19 protein-coding genes and 1 pseudogene are annotated in these 21,161 nt (G+C 64.3%); 14 read left to right on the top strand and 6 right to left on the bottom strand.

What is annotated here, in order from left to right; all coding sequences use genetic code 11:
- The first annotated feature begins 36 nt into the window (after nucleotides 1-36).
- From AB4Y44_RS13545 to AB4Y44_RS13565, 5 genes are all read left to right on the top strand, one after another.
- Nucleotides 37-1,473, top strand: coding sequence for an alpha-glucosidase/alpha-galactosidase (locus AB4Y44_RS13545; RefSeq protein ID WP_368699856.1), 1,437 nt, complete (start codon nucleotides 37-39; stop codon nucleotides 1,471-1,473).
- Nucleotides 1,474-1,537: 64 nt separating this feature from the next.
- Nucleotides 1,538-2,599: a LacI family DNA-binding transcriptional regulator gene (locus AB4Y44_RS13550; protein ID WP_368699857.1), complete on the top strand. Its 1,062-nt coding sequence runs from the start codon at nucleotides 1,538-1,540 to the stop codon at nucleotides 2,597-2,599.
- Between the two features lie 538 nt (nucleotides 2,600-3,137).
- Entirely contained in the window at nucleotides 3,138-3,905 is a 768-nt protein-coding gene (locus AB4Y44_RS13555; RefSeq protein WP_368699858.1) for an H-NS family nucleoid-associated regulatory protein, read from the top strand.
- Between the two features lie 71 nt (nucleotides 3,906-3,976).
- Entirely contained in the window at nucleotides 3,977-4,621 is a 645-nt protein-coding gene (locus AB4Y44_RS13560) for a DUF429 domain-containing protein (RefSeq protein ID WP_368699859.1), read from the top strand.
- A gap of 91 nt (nucleotides 4,622-4,712) precedes the next feature.
- Nucleotides 4,713-5,228 carry a gamma-glutamylcyclotransferase family protein gene (locus AB4Y44_RS13565; RefSeq protein WP_368687009.1) on the top strand — a complete coding sequence of 172 codons (516 nt, stop codon included), beginning with the start codon at nucleotides 4,713-4,715 and terminating at the stop codon, nucleotides 5,226-5,228.
- Nucleotides 5,229-5,263: 35 nt separating this feature from the next.
- Here the strand turns inward: AB4Y44_RS13565 and AB4Y44_RS13570 are convergent, their stop codons facing one another.
- On the bottom strand, nucleotides 5,264-5,803 hold the full coding sequence (locus tag AB4Y44_RS13570; protein WP_368699860.1) for an EF-hand domain-containing protein: 540 nt from the start codon (nucleotides 5,801-5,803) through the stop codon (nucleotides 5,264-5,266).
- A gap of 135 nt (nucleotides 5,804-5,938) precedes the next feature.
- Nucleotides 5,939-6,724 carry an IclR family transcriptional regulator gene (locus AB4Y44_RS13575; RefSeq protein ID WP_368699861.1) on the bottom strand — a complete coding sequence of 262 codons (786 nt, stop codon included), beginning with the start codon at nucleotides 6,722-6,724 and terminating at the stop codon, nucleotides 5,939-5,941.
- 188 nt (nucleotides 6,725-6,912) lie between these two features.
- Between AB4Y44_RS13575 and AB4Y44_RS13580 the strand changes: the two genes are divergently transcribed.
- The 7 genes from AB4Y44_RS13580 (at nucleotide 6,913) to AB4Y44_RS13610 (ending at nucleotide 13,901) form a co-directional block, all read left to right on the top strand.
- A complete protein-coding gene (locus tag AB4Y44_RS13580) occupies nucleotides 6,913-8,196 on the top strand; it encodes an MFS transporter (protein WP_368699874.1) in 1,284 nt (427 codons plus the stop codon).
- A gap of 4 nt (nucleotides 8,197-8,200) precedes the next feature.
- Complete coding sequence (locus AB4Y44_RS13585; protein WP_368699862.1) at nucleotides 8,201-8,647, top strand: type II 3-dehydroquinate dehydratase; 447 nt, start codon at nucleotides 8,201-8,203, stop codon at nucleotides 8,645-8,647.
- Between the two features lie 147 nt (nucleotides 8,648-8,794).
- Entirely contained in the window at nucleotides 8,795-9,655 is an 861-nt protein-coding gene (locus AB4Y44_RS13590) for a MurR/RpiR family transcriptional regulator (RefSeq protein WP_368693060.1), read from the top strand.
- A gap of 201 nt (nucleotides 9,656-9,856) precedes the next feature.
- The gene (locus AB4Y44_RS13595) at nucleotides 9,857-10,936 is read left to right on the top strand and encodes a C45 family peptidase (protein WP_342920885.1); all 1,080 of its coding nucleotides are present in this window, start codon (nucleotides 9,857-9,859) and stop codon (nucleotides 10,934-10,936) included.
- A 28-nt stretch (nucleotides 10,937-10,964) separates the two neighbouring features.
- Nucleotides 10,965-12,311 (top strand): aspartate aminotransferase family protein, encoded by a 1,347-nt coding sequence (locus tag AB4Y44_RS13600; RefSeq protein WP_368699863.1) that lies wholly within the window; start codon nucleotides 10,965-10,967, stop codon nucleotides 12,309-12,311.
- 115 nt (nucleotides 12,312-12,426) lie between these two features.
- Nucleotides 12,427-12,993, top strand: a complete 567-nt coding sequence (locus tag AB4Y44_RS13605; protein ID WP_342920883.1) for a carboxymuconolactone decarboxylase family protein — start codon at nucleotides 12,427-12,429, stop codon at nucleotides 12,991-12,993.
- A gap of 620 nt (nucleotides 12,994-13,613) precedes the next feature.
- The gene (locus AB4Y44_RS13610; protein WP_342920882.1) at nucleotides 13,614-13,901 is read left to right on the top strand and encodes a YodC family protein; all 288 of its coding nucleotides are present in this window, start codon (nucleotides 13,614-13,616) and stop codon (nucleotides 13,899-13,901) included.
- 110 nt (nucleotides 13,902-14,011) lie between these two features.
- On the opposite strand, the gene AB4Y44_RS13615 is transcribed toward AB4Y44_RS13610, so the two are convergent.
- Together AB4Y44_RS13615 and AB4Y44_RS13620 are read right to left on the bottom strand one after the other, a co-directional pair.
- The gene (locus tag AB4Y44_RS13615; RefSeq protein ID WP_368699864.1) at nucleotides 14,012-14,644 is read right to left on the bottom strand and encodes a LysE family translocator; all 633 of its coding nucleotides are present in this window, start codon (nucleotides 14,642-14,644) and stop codon (nucleotides 14,012-14,014) included.
- Between the two features lie 201 nt (nucleotides 14,645-14,845).
- On the bottom strand, nucleotides 14,846-15,166 hold the full coding sequence (locus AB4Y44_RS13620; RefSeq protein WP_342920880.1) for a superinfection immunity protein: 321 nt from the start codon (nucleotides 15,164-15,166) through the stop codon (nucleotides 14,846-14,848).
- A gap of 171 nt (nucleotides 15,167-15,337) precedes the next feature.
- Here AB4Y44_RS13620 and AB4Y44_RS13625 point away from each other — a divergent pair, with 171 nt between their 5' ends.
- Nucleotides 15,338-16,798: a M20 family metallopeptidase gene (locus AB4Y44_RS13625; protein ID WP_368699865.1), complete on the top strand. Its 1,461-nt coding sequence runs from the start codon at nucleotides 15,338-15,340 to the stop codon at nucleotides 16,796-16,798.
- 15 nt (nucleotides 16,799-16,813) lie between these two features.
- Here AB4Y44_RS13625 and AB4Y44_RS13630 read toward each other — a convergent pair whose 3' ends face one another.
- Nucleotides 16,814-17,299, bottom strand: coding sequence for a Cd(II)/Pb(II)-responsive transcriptional regulator (locus AB4Y44_RS13630; protein ID WP_342920878.1), 486 nt, complete (start codon nucleotides 17,297-17,299; stop codon nucleotides 16,814-16,816).
- Between the two features lie 187 nt (nucleotides 17,300-17,486).
- On the opposite strand from AB4Y44_RS13630, the gene AB4Y44_RS13635 reads away from it, so the two are divergent.
- The gene (locus AB4Y44_RS13635; protein ID WP_368699875.1) at nucleotides 17,487-19,943 is read left to right on the top strand and encodes a heavy metal translocating P-type ATPase; all 2,457 of its coding nucleotides are present in this window, start codon (nucleotides 17,487-17,489) and stop codon (nucleotides 19,941-19,943) included.
- 33 nt (nucleotides 19,944-19,976) lie between these two features.
- Here the strand turns inward: AB4Y44_RS13635 and AB4Y44_RS13640 are convergent.
- Nucleotides 19,977-21,161 (bottom strand): annotated as a pseudogene (locus tag AB4Y44_RS13640) (ATP-dependent DNA helicase); the annotation flags it as partial.

Here is a 21,161-nt window from a genome sequence, read left to right on the forward strand (position 1 = left end):
GCGCTCACCCAGGCGCACACAACGGAGTAGACGTGCATGCCATCGAGACAGCCAGTCAAGATCGCCTTGATCGGAGCGGGTAGCACGGTATTCGCGCGCAATCTGCTCGGCGACATTTTCAGCTATCCGGAACTCGCGGACGCGAGCATTGCCCTGCACGATATCGATGAGCGCCGGTTGGAACTCTCAGCGCTCGTTGCGAGCAGGGTGGCGGGACAATTGCAGGCGAGTCCCCAGATTGTGGCGACGACCGATCGCGCACGCGCGCTCGATGGCGCCGACTACGTGCTGAATCTGATTCAAGTAGGCGGCTATAAGCCAGCCACCGTGATCGACTTCGAGATTCCGAAGCGCTACGGACTCGAGCAAACGATCGGTGACACCATCGGCATCGGCGGGATCATGCGAGGGCTGCGCACCATTCCGGTAATGCTCGAATTGCTCGCAGAGATGGAGCGCGTCTGTCCCGATGCCTTGCATCTGAACTACGTGAATCCCATGGCGATCGTGTGTTGGGCGATGAGCCGCGCGTCGTCGATCCGCACGATCGGGCTATGTCATAGCGTGCAGGCCACCGCGGCGGAGCTCGCGAAGGACATCGGCGTGCCGTTCGATGAGGTCCGCTACACGTGCGCCGGCATCAATCACATGGCGTTCTTCCTGACCTTTGGGCGGCGCGGCGAAGATCTCTATCCTGCGCTGCATCGGGTGCGAGCGGAAGGGCGTGTCCCCGACTCGAATCGCGTCCGATACGAGATGCTTCATCGGCTCGGCTATTTTCCGACGGAGTCGAGCGAACATTTTAGTGAATATGTGCCGTGGTTCATCAAGCGCGGACGCGATGACCTGCTCGAGAGGTTCAATATTCCAGTGGACGAATATCTCGGCCGCTGCGAGGTCTATGAAGCTTCGAGGGAGTGCCTGGAACGAGAACTTCGTGAGCCGGGGTCGCAGGACCCGGAGGGCTTGCGAGCCACGTTACTCGCGCAGCGGTTCAAGGTCATGGACAAGCGTCATGATGATGCGGTGGCGCGTCTCGAAGGTCTGCGCACGATGACGCGCTCGCAGGAATTCGGGGCTACGATTATCCACTCGATAGCGTCCGGCACGCGCAACGTGATCTATGGCAACGTGCCCAATACCGCGCTCATCGATAACTTGCCGCAAGGATGCTGCGTCGAGGTCCCCTGTCTCGTCGATGCGAATGGCGTGCAACCGACCCATATCGGCCCGTTGCCGCCCCAGCTTGCTGCATTGATGCGCACGAATATTGGCGTGCAGGAGTTGACGGTCGAGGCAGCGCTCACGGGACGCCGCGATCACGTTTATCATGCCGCGATGCTGGATCCGCATACGGCGGCGGAACTGGATGTCGAGCAGATCGTCGCGCTGGTCGACGATTTGCTCGACGCGCATCGCCACTGGCTTCCCGAGAGTCTGTCGAGGCGCGTGCATGGCGGAGTCGGGAACTGATGCGCAAGTTCAGCGCAACGCATTCGCGTGTGCGCCATGCGCCGCCCCGGTTGTGCATATAAAAATGAGCCCGAAAATCACCACAACGAGAGTGACAAGCAGCCAGGTCGCAAAGCTAGCGGGCGTCTCGCGCACAACGGTCTCCTTTGTTCTCAACGATGTCCCGCACATGGGAATCAGCGAGGAGACGCGCGAACGCGTGCTGAACGCTGCCCGTCAGTTGGGCTATGTGCCAAACGCGGCTGCGCGTTCGCTGGTGAGCGGCGCAACCCGCACTGTGGCGCTCGTGACGCCGCATAGCGAACACCTGAAGGTCGATGCGTTCATTCCACGCATGCTTGCGGGCGTGAACGACACCTGTCACGCGCACGGATACAAGGTGATATTCGAGCCGATCATCGAGACGGGACGTTCGGGTGGCAGCTTCATCGAGCTGGTCGACAGCCGCCGTATCGACGGACTCATTGCCATCAATACGCCGCGCTCCGATGATGTCCACCTCGCGCGTCTCGCGTCCGAAGGCTTTCCGCTTGTGGTCTTCGGATCGAAGCTTGCCGAACACGCGAACATCTATAGCATCGACGTCGACATGCGCGAAGCCTCGCGCGTCGCAACGCGGCATCTTCTCGCGCTTGGGCACAAGCGAGTCGCCTACCTCGGGTTTGCGTCCGATGAGTACCACGGGGTCACGGAGCGCCTCTACGGATATCGCGACGCCATGCGGGAGTTCGGTCTCGGCCTGGAAGCCGAGTGTGTCGGATTCGCGAACTTCAACGCACAAAGCGGTTACGACGCCATGAACGCAATGCTCGAGCGCGGCCCATCCTTCACCGCACTGTTTGCAGGCAACGACACCGTCGCATTTGGTGCGATGGCCGCATTGCGCAAGGCTGGCTTACGCATACCTGATGACGTTGCCGTCGTCGGATATGACGATATTCCACTGGCCGCTTTTGCGACGCCGCCACTGACGACAATGCGGACGTCGCCTTATGAGCAGGCATGCGAGGCATCTAACCTGCTGGTACGCCTTATGGCTGGCGAACGACCCGACGAGTTGCATTCGTTGATGGCGGTTCCGCTTATCGTGCGCGAGTCTTGCGGCAGCAGAATCGGACAGGCGTAGCCCTGACGCGGCATTCGCAGCACTCGTCCATTCTGCGCGCACTTTGAAGGCCGGAGAATCGCACCGGGCGCGAGCGGTGCGGCCTTCATCATGCTCATCGGCCACACAAGGCACTGTATGTTTAGACAGTGTCCTGCCGAACGCGGCCGCGCCGCTAACTTCCTTCAGCAAATAGCAGATAGAAGACGGAGTTGTCTCGTGCCAACGGGATTTGCGTCGCCGGTTGCACGCAACAGGTCGCCGACCAATCTCCGATGGTTTGTCGCGAGTATGAGGTATCGCGAGAGCCTATTGATATTCCTATGGTCAATTCGTGTACCCGCCAGCCTTCGCATAGCGGGTAAGAGCACGCTGAATTGAAGTGAAGGGGCGAAAAACACGACGGCACTTCCACGCCGACAGTCAGACAACTTATCGATCTTGAAATAGAAAGTAATGTTTCTCACTGCCTGGCGCAAACTAATTCGACACCAAATGTTGTATTCGTCGTCCGATGTGGCATAGTGGAAAAAACTAACTTATCAAAGGAATTCCACGAATGGCTACGCTCCAATCGATTCAGGCAAGAATCGCAAAGCTGCAGGCTCAAGCAGAATCGCTGGCCACAACGAAATCGTCGGCGGTACTCGAGAAGATTCGCGGCCTGATGGACAAGCATGCCGTGACGGTTGCCGACATTGAGGCATTTGTCGGCAAACGGCGCGGCCGCAAGCCGGGAAAGACGGTTGCCGCGAAGCAGGGCTCGTCGGCAGCGAAATATCGCGATCCCAAAACCGGCGCGACCTGGACCGGCCACGGTCGTGCTCCCGCGTGGATTGCAAATGCAAAGGACCGCAGCAAGTTTCTGATTGCAGGCGCGGCGCCGAAATCGGCCGCTGCTGTGAAATCGCCTAAGGCAGGTAACTATGTGCGCGGACCGCAGCCGCCGAAATATCGCGACCCGAAAACCGGCGCGACGTGGTCCGGTCGTGGCATCGCACCGGCATGGCTCGCCGGCGCGAAGGACCGGTCGAAGTTTTTGATCGAAAAGGCTGAGCCTGCAGCGAAGACGGCCAAGGCGCCGGCAGCGAAGAAAGCCGCTGCAAAAAAGAACGCTGCAACGAAAAAGGCCGCTGTCAAGAAGGTGTCTGTGAAGGCGGCGGCATCGCCGGCACGGAAAGCTGCGCCGAAGAACGGCGCAGCGGCGAAATCACCGGTCGTCCGAAAAGCCCGTGCGCCGAAGCTCGTGGTGAAATCACCGGCGCCCGTCGAAGCCGCTGCGCCTGCGGCGGCCACTGAAGCTGTGAGCACGGCCGCTGCGGCCTGAGTGGCACGCGCCGGGCTCCGGAAGCCTGCTTCCAGCCCGGTTCAGCGCTTGTTACTCGTGGCGGGGACCGCGTGAACACACGGACGGTTGCTGGCATCGACGTGGGCGGTGACAAGAAGGGCTGCCATCTGGTCATTCTGGAGGGCAGCCGTGCTTTCCGGCCTGCCGACACGAAAACCCCACAGGAGATGCTGCAAGCGTGCCTCGAGTATGACGTCCAGGCCGTCGGGATCGACGCGCCTTGCCGATGGGGTGTCGAAGGCGAAGGGCGGCGTGCGGAACGCGAGCTTGCGCATCAACGCATCTTTTCCTTTGCCACGCCAACCCGAAAGCGGGCCGATGAAAACCCCAGTCGCTTCTACCGGTGGATGTTCAACGGAGAAGCCATTTACCAGGCCTTTTCTTCCGACTATCCGCTGCTGTCATCTCGCGATTTCCAGGGCGGGCGTGTCAGCTTCGAAACGTTTCCCCATGCCGTGACCTGTGCCCTGCGCGGCAAGGCGGGGACGTCTGCGAAGGAGAAGCGCCGGCAGCGGCCTGAAGTCCTGGAAAGCGCTATGATCGACGCCTCTGGCTTGAAATCGATCGACGACTTCGACGCCGCGCTGTGTGCGCTGACCGCGAGATACCTGGTCGAGGGGCGCACATTTGCTTACGGCGACGTGGACGGTGGTTACATTCATGTTCCGATTCCGCTTTCGTTGAACACGTATTGACGCTAATACCGTGCCGCCGTGTGGGAAGGCGTTGCAGGTGGCTTGCCGTGCGTTATGTCCCACTGCAGTTGTCGCGAGGGCAATCCCAGCTATGCACTCGAGCAGCGAATTTACCTATTTCGCGTACGGCTCCAACATGTCGGTACGACGCCTCGTCGTGAGGCTGCCGTCAGCGAGGGTCGTCACCACGGGGTTCGTGACAGGCTACAAACTCGCGTTCGACAAATTGAGCAAGAAGGACGGCTCGGGAAAATGCGATTGTGAGCATACGGGAAACGTCGGTGACAGAGTCTATGGCGTCATTTTCTCGGTCGTGCGTGGCGAACGGGAGGCGCTCGACACATTCGAAGGAGCGGGTAAGGGTTACGAGCCTTTGAGTGTCCGGGTCGAAACCTCGACCGGCGGAGTGTATGCACTGACCTACGTCGCTACGAAAAAGCAGCCCGGCCTTCAGCCCTACCATTGGTACAAGCAGCATGTATTGGTGGGCGCAAGGGAGGCGAATTTGCCTGAAGACTACGTGCGAGCCATCGAGGCAATTCACTCTATCGACGATCCTGATTCAGCCCGAAGCGAGACGGAGCTTCGGGCTTACTCCGCGACTTGACGGCTCGCGACGACACTACCGTGGCAAACACCAGTTCACCGACTGAGGTTTTGCCAAAAAGCCGTCGCTTTTGCCACCCCGGCGCTGAGGAAGTTGTCGGTGGCGGTTTGGTCCAGATTCCCGTTCGCATCCCTCGTATAGGAATCCATGAGGTCGTTGAACACCTGGCTTCCGCTCTTGATACTCGTGCTCACGCCCTCGACAAACTCAGTCAGCGACACCTGACCATCGTCGGATGTGTCGAAGCTCTTGAAAAGCTGCTTTGCGGCGTCGGCCGCTACGCCGGCTCGTGAGAGTTGGGCCTGAAACTCTTCAAGTGACAGGGAATCGTCATTGTTCGTGTCACCCTGTACGAACATCTGGGGCGCCCATGCAACGGCAAGCGGCGTCGCTTGCAGTGTTTGAGTTTCGCTCGCGCCGGTGGCGGTATTAACGGCCGTCACCACCTGTCGAGTCGTCAGCCCTTTGAGGGTGGCGGCGTCGGGGGAATCGGACGAAGCGGAGTTTTTCTTCTGCGCAAAGCTGGAATAGGCCTGGTAGGCGGAGTTCAGACTGCTTGCAGATGACACGGACATAGCAGGATCCTTTGACAGTGAATTGATATTGGGTAGGGCAGGAAGCTGCATGCCGACGCTGGTACCCGGCTGTATTACGGTTGCATTTCAGTGCGACTTTAGATATTTTTTAAATATTGACTGAATTCCGCGTTCTCATCCCTTTCCGAGCGGCGGCCGATGTGAGAATCCCGCCATATTGCTCAACTGGGCCAACTCATTGGCAGCCTCGCGTAGCAGTCCCGAGTACTGGTGAATTTTCCCGGTCGTTAGTCGTACCCGAGGACCGGCCAGGCTGATGACGCCGACGCAGCGCGAGCCGCTCACCACGGGCGTGGCCACTGCCGACATGCGCGGGGCAAATACCTCGTCGATCATCGCGTAGCCGCGCACGCGCGCCGCATGCACGAAACCGAGCAGCGCTTTGAGCGTCGTCGGCGCATTGGGTCCGAACTCATTCGGCTGTCCGAAGCCTTGCTTCAAGACGAGCGCGGCCGCCTGTTCGTCGGTCATCGTCATGAGCCATGCGTGTCCGGTCGCCGTGCAGGAAAGTTGTGCCGCCTGGCCCATGTCGGGATCGTAGCGAAAGCCGGTGCGTTGTCCGTCCGCCTTGCCGACCCAGATGATCGCTTCGCCATCCACCAGCGACAGCCGCGCGAGTTCGCCCGTCTGTGCAGCCACGCGTTCGATGATCGGCTGGGCGATATCGGCGATGCCCGTGAGGCTCAGGAATTCGAGTCCGTTCGACGTCATCCGCATTGTCAGAATGTAGCGGCTGTGATCGACCCGTTGCCTGACATACCCGCTTTCAACGAGTTCGGCGAGCAGGCGGTGGCAGGTGCTGCGCGGCAGCGACAAGGCATCGGCAATGGCCACGAGGCCCGCACCTTCGCCTTGCGACGCCAGCAAATCGAGAATTCTCAGGCCGTTTCTAAGCGACATCTTTCGCCAATATCCATATTATGAAATGCAGTTCCGGTGCGGAACGTCTCGCCTGTAGAGCGCAAACAATGGCACCTGTTCGTCGCCAGAAACGAACGCTACGACATATCGAGAATTCAGGAGACAACATGTCATTTTTTGCTGATTCGGACCTCGCCGCGGAAGGACGGTCTGCGCAGGCTCACTTGATGGCGCGTCGGGCGGTAGCGGGGGCAACCGTCGGTACAGCGCTCGAATGGTTCGACTTCGCGCTGTATGGCGTGGTCGCGGCCACGATCTTTCCCAAGCTGTTTTTCCCGTCGCTCGACCCAACCGCTTCGCTGCTCGCGTCGCTGGCAAGTTTCTGGGCAGGATTGGCCGCCCGCCCGCTCGGCGCGGTGATCTGCGGGATGCTCGGTGACCGTTGGGGACGCCGCAAACTGATGCTGATCACCGTGTCGGTGATGGGCGCGTCATCATTCCTGATGGGCTTGCTGCCCACTTACCACCAGGTTGGCATCCTTGCGCCGACGTTGCTGGTGTCGCTGCGCATCATTCAGGGTTTCGCGCTGGGCGGCGAATCGACCGGCGCGCAACTGATGGCGGTGGAGCATGCATCCGCGAACCGGCGTGGCTGGTATTCAGGTCTGCTTGGCATTTGTTCGCCGCTCAGCCAGATTCTCGCCAATTTCTCGCTCTTTACGCTCGCCGCGTTGCTTTCGTCGGACGACTTCGATAGCTGGGGATGGCGAGTCCCGTTTCTCGCGAGCTTTGTGCTGGTGCTGCTGGGCATCTACATCCGCAGGAAGGTGAGCGAGACACCGGCCTTCGAGGCGCTCAAGAGGACTGGTGCATCCACGCGCGCCGCCAATCCGCTCGGCACCGTCTTTATATATCACTGGCGCACCGCGCTTCGCCTGACGCTGTTCTTCTGCGGCCCGGCCGCACTGTTTTATCTGATCGTGGTCTTCTCGCTCAGCTACCTGACGAAACACCTCGGCGTACCTAAGCAGACCGGTTTCATGCTGCTGATGGTGGCGAATGTCTGCGCCATCGTGGGCGCGCTGGCGGGCGGCTATCTGAGCGACCGGATCGGACGCAGACGTGCGCTGATGATCGGTTCGTCCTGCACGCTGATCTGCTGCCTGATTTACTTTCCGATCCTCAACCACAACTCGATCGCCATGACGATGGCGGTGATGGGCGCCTTCCTCGGCTTCACGCAGTTCCAGAGCGGCATCCAGCCGGTCTGGTTCGCCGAGTCATTCCCGACCGAGGCGCGCTACACGGGGTCCGCACTGTCATACTCGGGGGCCAACCTGCTCACCGGCGGCCCGATGCCCATCGTCGCCGTGGCGCTGCTCAATGCCTTTCACGGTTCCCCGTGGGCCATCGTAGCGGTTTGCGGCTCGCTGAACCTGATCTCCTTCCTGATGATCGCAATATCCCGGGAAACCAAAGACACGGCTTTGGATCGTTCTTCTACACATTGACACCATGACGCGCAAACTCTACATCCTCAACGGCTCCAACCTGAACATGCTGGGCGCGAGGGAGCCCCATCTTTATGGCAGCACGACGCTGAAGGACATCGAACAGAATTGCCTCACGCTCGCCGACGCTCTCAAGTTCGACTGCGTATTTCGTCAAACGAACAGCGAAAGCGAGTTGATCGACTGGATTCAGGAAGCGTTCCTGCAGGACGCCGCGCTGATTATCAATCCGGCCGGCTTTTCATTCGGTCGCATTCCGGTGCTCGACGCAGTCAAGCTCATCCGCCGGCCAGTCGTGGAATTGCATATCACCAATATTCATCAACGCTCGGAGGAATATCGTCACTCGACGATTTCGGTGGCGGCCACAGCGGTAATTTGCGGGGCGGGAGCGAACGGATACTTGCTGGCGATCCGCGCGATCGACGATCTGTGGGGTAAGCAGACTTGAACCGGCTCCTCCATTTACATTTATGAAGTACGCGGGCTCCTGGATGGAGCCCGCTTCGGTCGGCATGCGCCACATCATCTGTCCCGACTTGCAACATCCGGCAACACCGGTGGTAACATTTGTTGTCACCCACTGCCCGAGCGACGCATGCCAGACAGTTTCGACCAGCTCGCCGCGCTGATCCGCGCGCGTTTCTCCGACTTGAGCCCGCAGTTCCAGACCGGCGCTGCCTTCCTGCTCGACCATCCCGACGAAGTGGCCGTCTCGTCCATGCGCAAAGTGGCCGAGCGCGCCCGGGTGCAGCCCGCTTCGCTCGTGCGGCTTTCCCAGCAACTGGGCTTTCCGGGCTGGAACGAGCTGCGGGACCTGTTCGTCGCGCGCGTGCGCACGCGGCCGGAGCCGCTTTCCTCGCGGGCCCGCTCGCTCGTGGCGGGCCATGCGAAGGACGGCCTGGCGCGCGACCTGCTCGTGGCGCAACAGCACAATCTGGAGGCGAGCGCCGCGCACAACACCCGCTCGATGGTCGAGGCGGCGCGCGTGTTGCGCCGCGCGAAGCACGTGCACGTGGCGGGCTTTCGCTCGTGCTATGCGGTGGCGTTCGGGCTCGTCTACGGTTACCGGCTGTTCCGGCCTTCGGTTTCCTTGCTGGGCGGCGAGGCGGGCACGCTGGAGATGCAGTTGCTCGGCATCGAGCGCGACAGCGCAACGATTGTTGTCAGCTTCGCACCATATTCGGTCGAGGCGGTGCGCGTGGCCGAGGCCGCGCTCGCCAAAGGCAGCCGCCTGATCGCGATTACCGACAGCGCCGTCTCGCCCATTGCGCTGAACGCCGACAAGGCGCTGATCTTCACGCACGAAAGCCCGTCGTTTTTCCCTTCGCTCGTCGCTGCGACAGCGTTGGCCGAGTCGCTCGTCGCCCATCTGCTGGCGCTCGAAGGCTCGGGCGCGATCGCGCAGCTCGAACAGGCCGAGCGTTCCCTGAATGCACGCGGCGCTTACGTGCCCTGAGCGCCGCCCCGGCATTTCCGCGCCATTTCACGCCTGTTTTCCCGCAGCTGGATGCCGTTGTGAGGCGGCATCCGGTTTTGTCTCGTCCGTATCTATCGCATTTGTTGTAATTGATATTTAAATTGACAACATATGTTGTTGAGGCGTATAAAGCGCACTATCGGATGAGATAGACCCATCGTTAGCTAAAGCGAGAAACAGATGCAGGAACTCAAGACATTCCGGGGCGCGGCCCTCAGCGCGGCCGGCTCGCCCGAGGCGATCGGCCGGCAGCTAGGCGCACACGTGAAGCCGATGTTTGCCGGCTACATGGCGCAAAGCAGCGCCTGGCAGGCGGTGAGCCGCTGGCGCGGCAGTCCATTCGCGCAGCAGTTGCGCGCCGCGGCCGTACAGCATTTCCCGGCCTATGTCGCGGAAATCGACGCAATGGCGCAGGCGCTCGACTGGTCCGCGGACGACCTGTTTCTCTGGAATTGCCGCGGCGAGTTGATCCACAACGCGCCGGACGGCTGCACGACGCTTGCATCGTGCACCCCGGGCGCGGGCCTCATTGCGCATAACGAAGACGGCGACCCCCGGCTGCATGGCCGCTGCAGCGTGGTCGAGGTCGAACCCGAAGGAAAGCCCGGTTTCGTGAGCTTTTACTACCCGGGCTCGCTGCCGGGGCATACCTTCGCAGCCACGCGCGCGGGACTTGCGCAAGCGATCAACAACGTGCGCATCCGCGAGCCGCGCGTGGGCGTGCCGCGCATGATTCTGGCGCGCGCCGTGATCGATTGCGCGACCCTGGAAGAAGCGCTCGCGCTGCTGCGCAACACGCCGCGCGCGAGCGGCTTCCACCACACGATCGGCGGGACCGACGAGGCGGGCGAGGTGCGTGTGGTTAGCGTCGAAGCGACCGCGCAGCGCGCTTCGATGCGCGAAGTGAGCGCGCCCTCGGGCCACGCGAATCACCTCATCCACATGGGCTGCGAGCACGAGGCGCAGATCGTCACCGACTCGTCGCGCGATCGCCAGGCCCGTCTCGCCGAACTGTTGCCCGCGCTTGGCGCGCAGCCCGACGGCGCAGCTTTCGTGCAGGTGCTGCAGGATCGGGCGGGCACCGGCCTGCCGATCTTCCGCGACGACCCGCACGACCCCGACGACGAGAACACGCTCGCGACCGCTTGCATGCGCATCGAGCCGCGCGGCGTGGCGTTCGACGTCTGGCAGGGCGGCGAGCGCGTGCTCGGCCGTTTTATCGATTCGAACGCGCGCGATGTGGACGGCGCAACCCGCTAATCATTCACGGACTTCATCGAGGACCCATATGACCAAGGTGTTTCACCGGATGCCAAAGCAAACCTTGCCCGTCGCGGTGGCGGGCGAAGGCATCGAAATCATCGATTCCACCGGCAAGCGCTACATCGACGCAAGCGGCGGCGCCGCGGTTTCATGCCTCGGCCACAGCAACCAGCGCGTGATCGACGCGATCAAGCGTCAGGCGCAGCAACTGCCGTACGCGCACACCTCGTTCTTCACGACAGAGGCCTCGGAGCAGCTGGCCGATCACCTCATCGCCGCCGCGCCCACGGGGCTCGACCATGTGTACTTCGTGTCGGGCGGTTCGGAGGCGATCGAGGCCGCGCTCAAGCTCGCGCGCCAGTACTTCGTGGAGAAGGGGGAGCTTGCGCGCCGCCACTTCATCGCGCGCCGCCAGAGCTATCACGGCAACACGCTCGGGGCACTTGCGATCGGCGGCAATGCCTGGCGCCGCGAGCCGTTTCTGCCCATCCTGATCGAATCGCATCATGTGAGCCCGTGCTTTGCGTACCGCGAGCGCCACGATGGCGAAACCGACGAGGCCTACGCGCAGCGTCTTGCCGACGAACTCGAGCAGAAGATTCTCGAACTCGGTCCCGAAACGGTCGCGGCCTTCGTCGCGGAAACCGTGGTGGGCGCGACGGCCGGCGCGGTGCCGCCCGTGCGCGACTACTTCCGCAAGATCCGCGCGGTGTGCGACCGCTACGGCGTGCTGCTGATCCTCGACGAAATCATGTCGGGCATGGGCCGCACCGGCTATCTGTTCGCCTGCGAGGAGGACGGCGTTGCGCCGGACCTGCTGACGATCGCGAAGGGCCTGGGCGCAGGCTATCAGCCGATCGGCGCGACGCTCGTGAGCCAGCGCATCTACGAGACGATCGTGGGCGGCAGCGGCTACTTCCAGCACGGCCACACCTATATCGGCCACGCCACGGCCTGCGCGGCGGCGCTCGAAGTGCAGCGCGTGATCGCCGAAGAGAAGCTGCTCGACAACGTGCTCGCCCGTGGCGAACAACTGCGCGCGCGTCTGCACGAGCGTTATGCGGACCATCCGTACGTGGGCGACGTGCGCGGCCGCGGCCTGTTCGTGGGCGTCGAGCTGGTGAAGGACCGCGCCACGAAGGCGACCTTCGACCCGGCGCTGAAGCTGCACGCGGCGATCAAACGCGAGGCGTTCGCGCGCGGCCTGATGGTCTATCCGATGGGCGGCACCGTGGACGGGCGCGACGGCGATCACGTGCTGCTCGCGCCGCCTTTCATCTGCACGGAGCAGAACATCGACACGATCGTCGAGCGGCTCGCAGCCGCGGTCGACGGTGCGCTCGACGCAACGGGCGTGGCGCGCCCGGCGTAAGCTTCGCCGTATGGGAATGAAGTGCAACTAACTGTCCGCCGCTAGCGGCAGCCGAAAACGCGGCGACCGCAAACGGTCGCGCGCGACCGGCCATGACCTCCAACGGAGTCCACCGATGACGCAAAACCCGACCTCGCGGCTTCCCGCATTCGACGCTGCCCAGGCTTCGCCGGAACAGAAGGCGGTGCTGGACGAGATTCTTTCCGGTCCGCGCGGCAACCTCAACGGCCCGTTTCTCGGCTGGATCCACAGCCCGGAACTGGCGCAGCATGCGCAGCGCCTTGGGGCGTTCTGCCGCTACCAGACGGGCTTGTCGCTGCGCCTGTCCGAACTGGCGATTCTCGTCACGGCCGCGCGCTGGCAGGCGCAGGCCGAGTGGTACATCCACTATCCCATCGCGCTGAAGGCGGGCGTGCCCGAGGCGCTGGCCGAGCAGATCCGCACGGGCGCCACGCCCCGGTTCGACGAGCCCGACGACGCGCTGATCTACGCGTTCACGACCGAGCTGTACGACACGAAGCGTGTGTCCGACGCGACCTACGCCCGCGCCGTCGAGCGCTTTGGCCACGCAACCACGATCAACCTGGTCGGGCTGCTTGGCTACTACGCGTTCGTCGCGATGACGCTCAACGTCTTCGGCATGCGCGCCGAAGGCCAGACGACCTTGCCGTTTGCCGAATGAGCGCGGCCTGACCGCGTCCTGCACACGCGCTGCCCCATCCGTTTTTGCCGGATGGGGCTTTTTTTGCACCGCACTGCAATTCCATTTAAGTGACAACCGTATTTCAAGTGCATAAATTTTGAGGCCATCCGGTAAAACATGAGGATTTGCCCGCAGAGGAACAGTTCGAGTGCGGCGCGAGCGGATTAATCGAACGGACGGTTTATTGGTGCAGAAAACGTTTCCACTCGCTCTGGCCGGGCTGACGGTTTCTGGACGAAATCGTTAATGCAGTCGCCGCGTGCCATGTTTATTGCCGCTGCATTGCGGTATTTTTTGGCTGGGAATTCGAAATAATATGACTGTTTCGTGGAGAAACCTTGCCCGGTAGCTTTTGCCAGCCGTGTACGGCTTTCCGCGTAAATTGTGCGGGACGGGATTAAGCGGGGGTTTCGCCGTGCGTCGAATAACAGGGTTTTCAGCAGGTTTAATGGAAACCACTTGCACGCATTAATTCGTGTTGTTAGTCTTGCCAAACTTATTAATGACCGCCCCATTCTCATTATCGAAAGGGCGGAGGGAGCCGGGGGCTAGCCCGCCCGGGTTTTTTCTCTGTGCGACTTTTTTTAACGGGGAACATCATGCTTGATACGACCATCGACGTAGCCGAAAAGCCGCTCGCTGCCATGGCCGGAATTGGCGACGTTGTCACCCTGAAATCGGGCGGTCCGCGTATGACCGTCATGTATGCCGGCCCGGTTGGCTTTGCCAGCGGTCACTGGCTGATCTGCCAGTGGTTCGACGAGCAAGGCGAACTGCGCCAGGACATGTTCGCCCAGGACATGGTGCAGCTCGAACCGCGCTCGATTCCCGCGGCATTCGTCAAGATGCGCAGCCCGGCTGGCGGAAGGGCCATCGGCGGGTTCTGAAGCGTAGGCCAGACTGCCCTGCTTACGCACACACGCGTCGCAGGCGTGCCAGCCAGGGACGAAGACGGACGAAGAATAGCGGCCGGGTCAGATGCGCCCGGCCGTTTGCTTTAGCGCTGGCCTTCGGCGGCGATACGCACGGCGAGTCCGGCCAGCACCGTACCCATGAGCCAGCGCTGAAGCTTGAGCCAGCCCGGCCGGTCGCCGAGAAACGTTGCAATCGTACCCGCCGTCATCGCCACGGCGGCATTCACGCTGATCGAAAGAGCAATCTGCACGCTGCCGAGCACGAGGGACTGCGCGAGCACGCTGCCGTGATGCGGGTCGATGAACTGCGGCAGCAGCGACAAATACAGAATGGCGATTTTCGGATTCAGCAGGTTCGTGACGAAGCCCATCAGAAAGAGCTTGCGCGGGCGGTCGGCGGGCAGCTCGCGCACCTGGAACGGCGAGCGGCCGCCGGGCTTGAGCGCCTGCCATGCGAGCCAGAACAGGTAGAGCGCGCCGCCCAGGCGCAGCGCGTCGTAGGCGAACGGCACGGCCATGAGCAATGCGGTAATGCCGAAGGCGGCGCACAGCATGTAGAACACGAAGCCGAGCGCGACTCCGCCCAGGGAGATCAGGCCCGCCTTGCGGCCCTGGCAGATCGAGCGCGAGATCAGGTAGATCATGTTCGGTCCGGGCGTGAGCGCCATGCCGAGTGCGACGGCGGCAAAGGCGAGCAGCGGGGCGGCGTGTGGCATGACGGGGCTCCGTGTTGAGGGTTGCTCTCAGGTGTGAGGGTGACTCGAGCGACAGGCACAGGCCGGTGCGCTTCAGCGTCGTCTAGCGCGATCAAAACGGCCAGGCCAACGCAGCTAGATTCCCGGTGATTATTTCATGCGACGGCGGCGCTTGCGCGCCATGGCCTGCAGCGTTGGCCAGACGGACAAGCGCGAGCGGCCTCAATGCGAGGAGCGCTTGCTTTCGGCGGCGCGGGTTTCGCGCGCCTGGACCCGATCGTCGAGCCGGCGCGAGAAGAGCAGCATGCCCAGCCGGCGGTTGCGGACCCGGGTCTGGCCGCCGAGATCCTTCGGCGGATTCGGTTGCAGCGCCCAGAAGAACGCCAGCAGCCAGCCGAGCAGCGTCCAGCCGAGCACGGCATTGAAGACTGCGATGACCAGCAGGTCGTGACGCTGGCGCCTGTCGGCGATCAGCGCTGGGAGAAAGTAGAGCGCGACCACCGCTGCGAGAACGACGATCTCGAAGAGGGAACGGCTCACCATGTTTCCAATCTCCAGAAAAAAGGGCGGAATATTCCCGATTCATCATTGTCGCGCGGATTGGCCCTGAGCGCACGCCATGCCCTGGCCGGACGGCCGACACCGGCGCGAGGGGTGTCGGCGAGCGGGGGTTCGGGTCTATCATCGGGTTTTTCATTGCTGGGAACCCACACCATGATCTCCGACCCCTCCGAGGCCACCCGCCAACTCGATCACGACGAACTGCGCGCCTTCGTCGAACGCAAATGGCATGACGAGATCGTGCCCGCGTTGACCGACTACATCGCGGTGCCGGCCAAGAGTCCGGCATTCGACCCGCAGTGGGCCCAGCACGGCTACCTCGAGCGCGTCGTGCAGGATGCCGCGAGGTGGGCGGAACAGCAGCCGGTGCGCGGCCTGAAGCTGGAGATCGTGCGCCTGCCCAATCGCACGCCGGTGATTTTCTTCGAGGCGCCCGCCACGCGCTCGGGTAGCAGTGAGACGGTCGTGCTCTACGGCCACCTCGACAAGCAGCCGGAATTCGCGGGCTGGCGCAACGACCTCGGCCCCTGGACGCCGAAGCTCGAAGACGGCCGCCTCTACGGTCGCGGCGGCGCTGACGACGGCTATGCGATCTACGCGAGCGTCACGGCGCTCGCCGCACTCGACGCGCAAGGCATCGAGCGTCCGCGCTGCGTGGGTCTCATCGAAACCTGCGAGGAGTCGGGCAGCTACGACCTGCTGCCTTATGTCGATGCGCTGCGCGAGCGGCTCGGCAACGTCGGTCTCGTCGTGTGTCTCGATTCGGGCGCGGGCAACTACGACCAGCTCTGGTTGACCACGTCGCTGCGCGGGCTCGTGGCGGGCGACCTCGAAGTCGAAGTGCTCGAGGAGGGCATTCACTCGGGCTCCTACGGCGGCATTGCGCCGTCCAGTTTCCGCGTGATGCGCCAGCTCTTCGAGCGTCTCGAAGACGCCGCGAGCGGCACGCTGCTGCCCAAGGGTTTCCATTGCGCGATTCCCTCGCAGCGCCTGAGCGAAGCCGAGGCCACGGCGAAGATCCTTGGCGAAAGCGTCTGGAAGACCATACCTTGGGCGTGCGGCCAGGACGGCCGGCGCGTGCTGCCCACCACCACGGACCCGCAGCAGGCGCTGCTCGATTCCACGTGGCGGCCCTCGCTTTCGGTAACGGGCGCGGCGGGCCTGCCCGCACTCGCCGACGCCGGCAACGTGCTGCGGCCGCGCACGGCTTTCAAGCTCTCGCTGCGTTTGCCGCCGCTCGTCGAGGCTTCGAAGGCCGTCGCCGAACTGAAGGCGCTGCTCGAACTCGATCCGCCGTATAACGCCAAGGTCACCTTCAAGCCGGACGCGGGCGCAGCCAACGGCTGGAGCGCACCGGAACTCGCCCCGTGGCTCACCGAGGCACTCAACGCCGCCTCGCGCACGCATTTCGGCGCGGACTGCGCCTATCTCGGCCAGGGCGGCACGATCCCGCTCATGAACGTGCTGCAGGCTGGGTTTCCCAAGTCGCAGTTCATGGTGTGCGGCGTGCTCGGCCCGAAGTCCAACGCGCACGGGCCGAACGAGTTCCTGCATGTGCCCTACGCGAAGAAGCTCACGGCCACGGTGGCCGAAGTGATCGCCGCCGCGCTTTGAGTCGCCCTTGAGCGGCTAGTGGCGGTGAGGGGCGGGTGCGCCGTCTGCGGGCGGCGCGTCCTGTGCGGCGTGCCCGTCGCCATGGCATGAGCAGCTTTCATCGTCGATGGGCTGTTCGAGGCTCTTCATGATTCCGCACTCCGCGCTGCTGCTCTGATGGGCATGGCAGCTCTCGCGCAGCGTTCGTAACTGCTGCTCGAGTACGCGCATGGCTTCGATCTGCTGATGAATGCGCTCGATCTGGCTGTCGATCAATTCGTTGACCTCGTCGCAGGGCTGGCTCGGGTCGGCCTGGAAGCGGCGCAGCATGCGGATGTCCGCGAGCCCGATGCCCAGCGACCGGCAATGGCGGATGAAGTTGAGTTGCGCGGCGTGCACGGCCGTGTAGCTGCGGTATCCGTTGGTTTCGCGCGCGGGCTCGTCCAGCAGGCCTTCGCGCTCGTAAAAGCGCACCGTTTCGACATCGCAGTGCGCGCAGCGCGCCAGTTCACCAATTCGCATGGTCGCGGCTCTCCCAAATGACTTGACCCTGTAGTGGCTACAGGCTGTTCAATGATTGTGTCACTTTCGGGAGAAACCGGCTATGAACCAGAGCTATGTGTCGCGGCTCGGCATTGCGCAGCGCCTGCGCGCGCGTGATGAGGAACGGACGGCGGGCGCTGCGCACGGGTTAGGCGGCGTGGGCGGCTTGGGTGGCGCGTGCGGTGGTCGCGGGCATGGCCATGGCCCGGATCAAGGGCACGCCCATGATCATGACCACGGTCACGCGCATGCCCACGGCCACGCCCAGGAGCATGACCACGACCATGCGCATGCCGGGTCGAAAGACCACGCTCACAGCTGCTGTTACGGCGGCGCGGCGCACAGCACGCCACCGCAAAGTCGGCGCGACACGGCCCCGGCGCCCGAAGGCACGCGCCGCGCACGCTGGCGCATCGAAAACATGGATTGTCCGACCGAGGAGCGTCTGATCCGCAACCGGCTCGAACCCATGCCGGGCGTCGTGCGCCTCGACTTCGACCTGCTCGCGCGCGAACTGACCGTGCATCATCGGCTCGACGACACTCAGCCTGTCGTCGCCGCACTGCGCGCGCTCGACATGGCGCCGCGTGCGCTGGACGATAGCGCGGCCGCGCAAGCCGACCCGCCTGGGTCGGTCGGTCTCGCGCTGCGCCAGAAGCTGCTGCTGGCGGCGAGCGGCGTGGCAGCCGCAGGCGCCGAGGTGCTCGCCTGGAGCACCGGCCGGGAAACCAGCCCGCTTGTACTCGCCTGCGCAGTCATCTCGATCGTGTGCGCGGGTCTGCCCACGCTGCGCAAGGGCTGGATCGCATTGCGCAATTTCACGATCAACATCTATTTCCTGATGTCGCTTGCGTTGATCGGCGCCGTTGCGATCGGCAAGTGGCCCGAAGCGGCGATGGTGGTCTTCCTGTTCGCCCTCGCGGAGGAAATCGAGGCGCTTTCGCTCGAGCGCGCCCGTCAGGCGATCCGCGCGCTCACCGCACTCGCGCCTGAAACCGCCGAAGTCTGGCAAGCCGGCGATGTCGCACCCGGACAAGGCGAATGGCGCGAGTCCGCGGTGGGCGATGTGGCTGTCGGCAGCCGGATTCGCGTGCGCACCGGCCAGCGCGTGCCGCTCGACGCGCGCGTGATCGCCGGCCGGGCCGCGCTCGATCAGGCGCCGATCACGGGCGAAAGCCTGCCTGTCGACAAGGAGACCGGCGCGGCGCTTTACGCGGGCAGCATCGTAGTCGATGGCGTGGTCGAGGCGCTCGTCACCGCGGCCGCGAAGGACAGCACGCTCGCGCGCATCGCCGCGGCTGTGCAGGAAGCGCAGGCGCAGCGCGCGCCCACGCAGCGCTTCGTCGACCAGTTCGCGCGCTACTACACGCCGGCCGTGGTCATGCTCGCCGTGGTGCTGGCGCTGGCCGGGCCGCTCGCGTTTGGCGGCGCGTGGAGTGCGTGGCTCTACAAGGCGCTCGTGCTGCTCGTGATCGCCTGCCCGTGCGCGCTCGTCGTCTCGACGCCGGTGACGGTCGTGAGCGGCCTCGCCGCCGCCGCGCGCCACGGCATGCTCGTGAAGGGCGGCGTGTGGCTCGAGCGCGGCCGGCTGCTCAAGGCCGTCGCGCTCGACAAGACCGGCACGCTCACGCGCGGCGAACCTGTGCTGACCGATGCGCTCGCGGCGCCGGTTCGGGCATTGGCCACTGCAGGGCAGTCCAGCGAAGCGCCGCTGTCGACGCAAGCAGCACTGCGCATCGCCGCGAGCCTGGACGAGGCCAGCACTCACCCCGTCGCTCGCGCGGTGGTCGCAGGCTGGCGGGCGCGTGAGCCCGATGCGCGCCTGCTCGCGGTCGATCAGTTCGCGGTGCTGAACGGTCGCGGCGTGCAAGGCCGCCTCGACGGCACGCTCTGGCGCCTCGGCAATCACCGTTTGGTGGAGGAGCTGGGTTTGTGCTCGCCCGAACTCGAAGCACAGCTGGCAGCGCTGGAACTGGCGGGCAAGACGGCGATCGTGCTGTGCGCGCCGCACGAGGCCGTCGCCGTGTTCGCCGTGGCCGACGCGCTGCGTACGGAAAGCGCACCGGCCGTGCGCGCGTTGCGCGCGCTCGGCGTGACGCCCGTCATGCTGACCGGCGACAACGCGTCGACCGCGCGGGCGATTGCCGATCAACTCGGCATCGACGACGCGCGCGGCGATCTGTTGCCGCAGGACAAGCAGGACGCGATCGCCGCGCTCTCGAAGCAGTACGGCATGGCGGCAATGGTCGGCGACGGCGTGAACGACGCGCCCGCGCTCGCGCGCGCCGACATCGGTTTCGCGATGGGCGCGGCGGGCACCGCGACCGCGCTCGAAACCGCCGACGTCGCGATCATGGACGACGATCCGCGCAAGATCGCCGCGTTCATCGGCCTCTCGCGCAAGACCGCGGGCGTGCTCAAGCAGAACATCGCGCTTGCGCTCGGCATCAAGGCGGTGTTTCTCGTGCTCGCGATGGCAGGCGAGGCCACGCTCTGGATGGCCGTGTTCGCCGACGTGGGCGCGAGCCTGCTCGTCGTGGCGAACGGTCTGCGCGTGCGCCGGCATTTCGACGGCACGCGCAACGTCACGAAGCCTTCCGTGCACGCAGCACAACGCAACTAACAGCCAGTCCAGCCCGCCACCGCCCAGCGCGCCTCACCAAGGCTTGGCGAGCCGCGCGCGGAGTTCGGCGCGCGTGCTCTCGTCGAACTCGCCGAGAAAGCCGTAGCGGCCGGCAACGAGGGTGGCGGCCGGCACGCCGTCGCGGAACACGATGCGATTGCCGGCGAGCGCGGGCACCTTCTCGCCGGGCAGCAGCGTGCCGAGGAGATTGAGCGGATCGGCGGCGCTCACGCAGACGAGCGCGCCGCCTTCGCCTTGCGCTGCTGCGCGCCGCCGCACGTCGCGCAGCAGCGCCACGGCTTCGGGCAGCGCGAACTGTTGGCCCGAAATCCCGGTGACGAAGCGTCCGCCGCGCACCTCGCCGCGCGCCTCCATGCGATGCAGCACGCGCAGCAGGTCGCGCCAGGGCGGCAGCCAGGCCGCCTCGCGTCCGAGCAGGTGCCAGCTGACCACGCCGTAACGGCGCAGCAGCACATTGGCGACGTGCTCCAGCAATTCCGGGTCGGCCGGCGGCCGGCGCGCGGCGCTGGCGGTCGTTTGCCTGGCACGCGCAAGCGCCGATGAGTGCAGGCCCGCTGCTGCGTGCGAAGTCGGTCCAGCCAGGTCCGTCGCGACGAGCGCTGGTTCATCGTCCAGATCCGGAAGCGGAGCGACCGACGCATCGGCCGATGCATTGGCCAGCGCAACACGCCGCAGCGTCGCCCAGCGCCCCGCGTCGGCCATGCCGCCCGCGAGCGGCCCGAAGCCGCGCGGCCGGCGTCGGCCGTGATGCGCGCTGCGCTGCGCGGCCGGCTTCACGAGCGCGCGCAGCCCGGCAAAGCTGTCCGCGTTGACGAGGCCCGCCGCCACCAGTTCGCCAAGCGCGTTCTCCAGCTCGACGCCGAGCAGGTGCGCGTCGGCGGCCAGTTCGTCGAAGAACATCGCGCCGTGCCGCAGCAGCGCCTCGTAGACGCGCTGCGCGCGCGCCGAGAGGCCGGCCGTGTCGGTCGTTTCGACGAGCGCCATCCAGCGCGCCAGCTCGCGCCGCGCGAGCAGCACGACCGGCGTGCTGCGCACCGTCGATGCGGCCGCCGCGCGCGCGGGCAGCCGCGCCCAGGCGAGCCGCCCCGAGCGGCACAGCTCGTCGAGCAGCATGGGCGTGTAATCGTCGATGCGCGCCGGCAGGAGTTCGTCCTCCCACGCGAGCGCCGAGGCTTCCCAGCCTTCGAGCTGGTCGAG

The sequence above is a fragment of the Paraburkholderia sp. BR10937 genome (genome assembly GCF_040965695.1).
Lineage (GTDB): Bacteria > Pseudomonadota > Gammaproteobacteria > Burkholderiales > Burkholderiaceae > Paraburkholderia.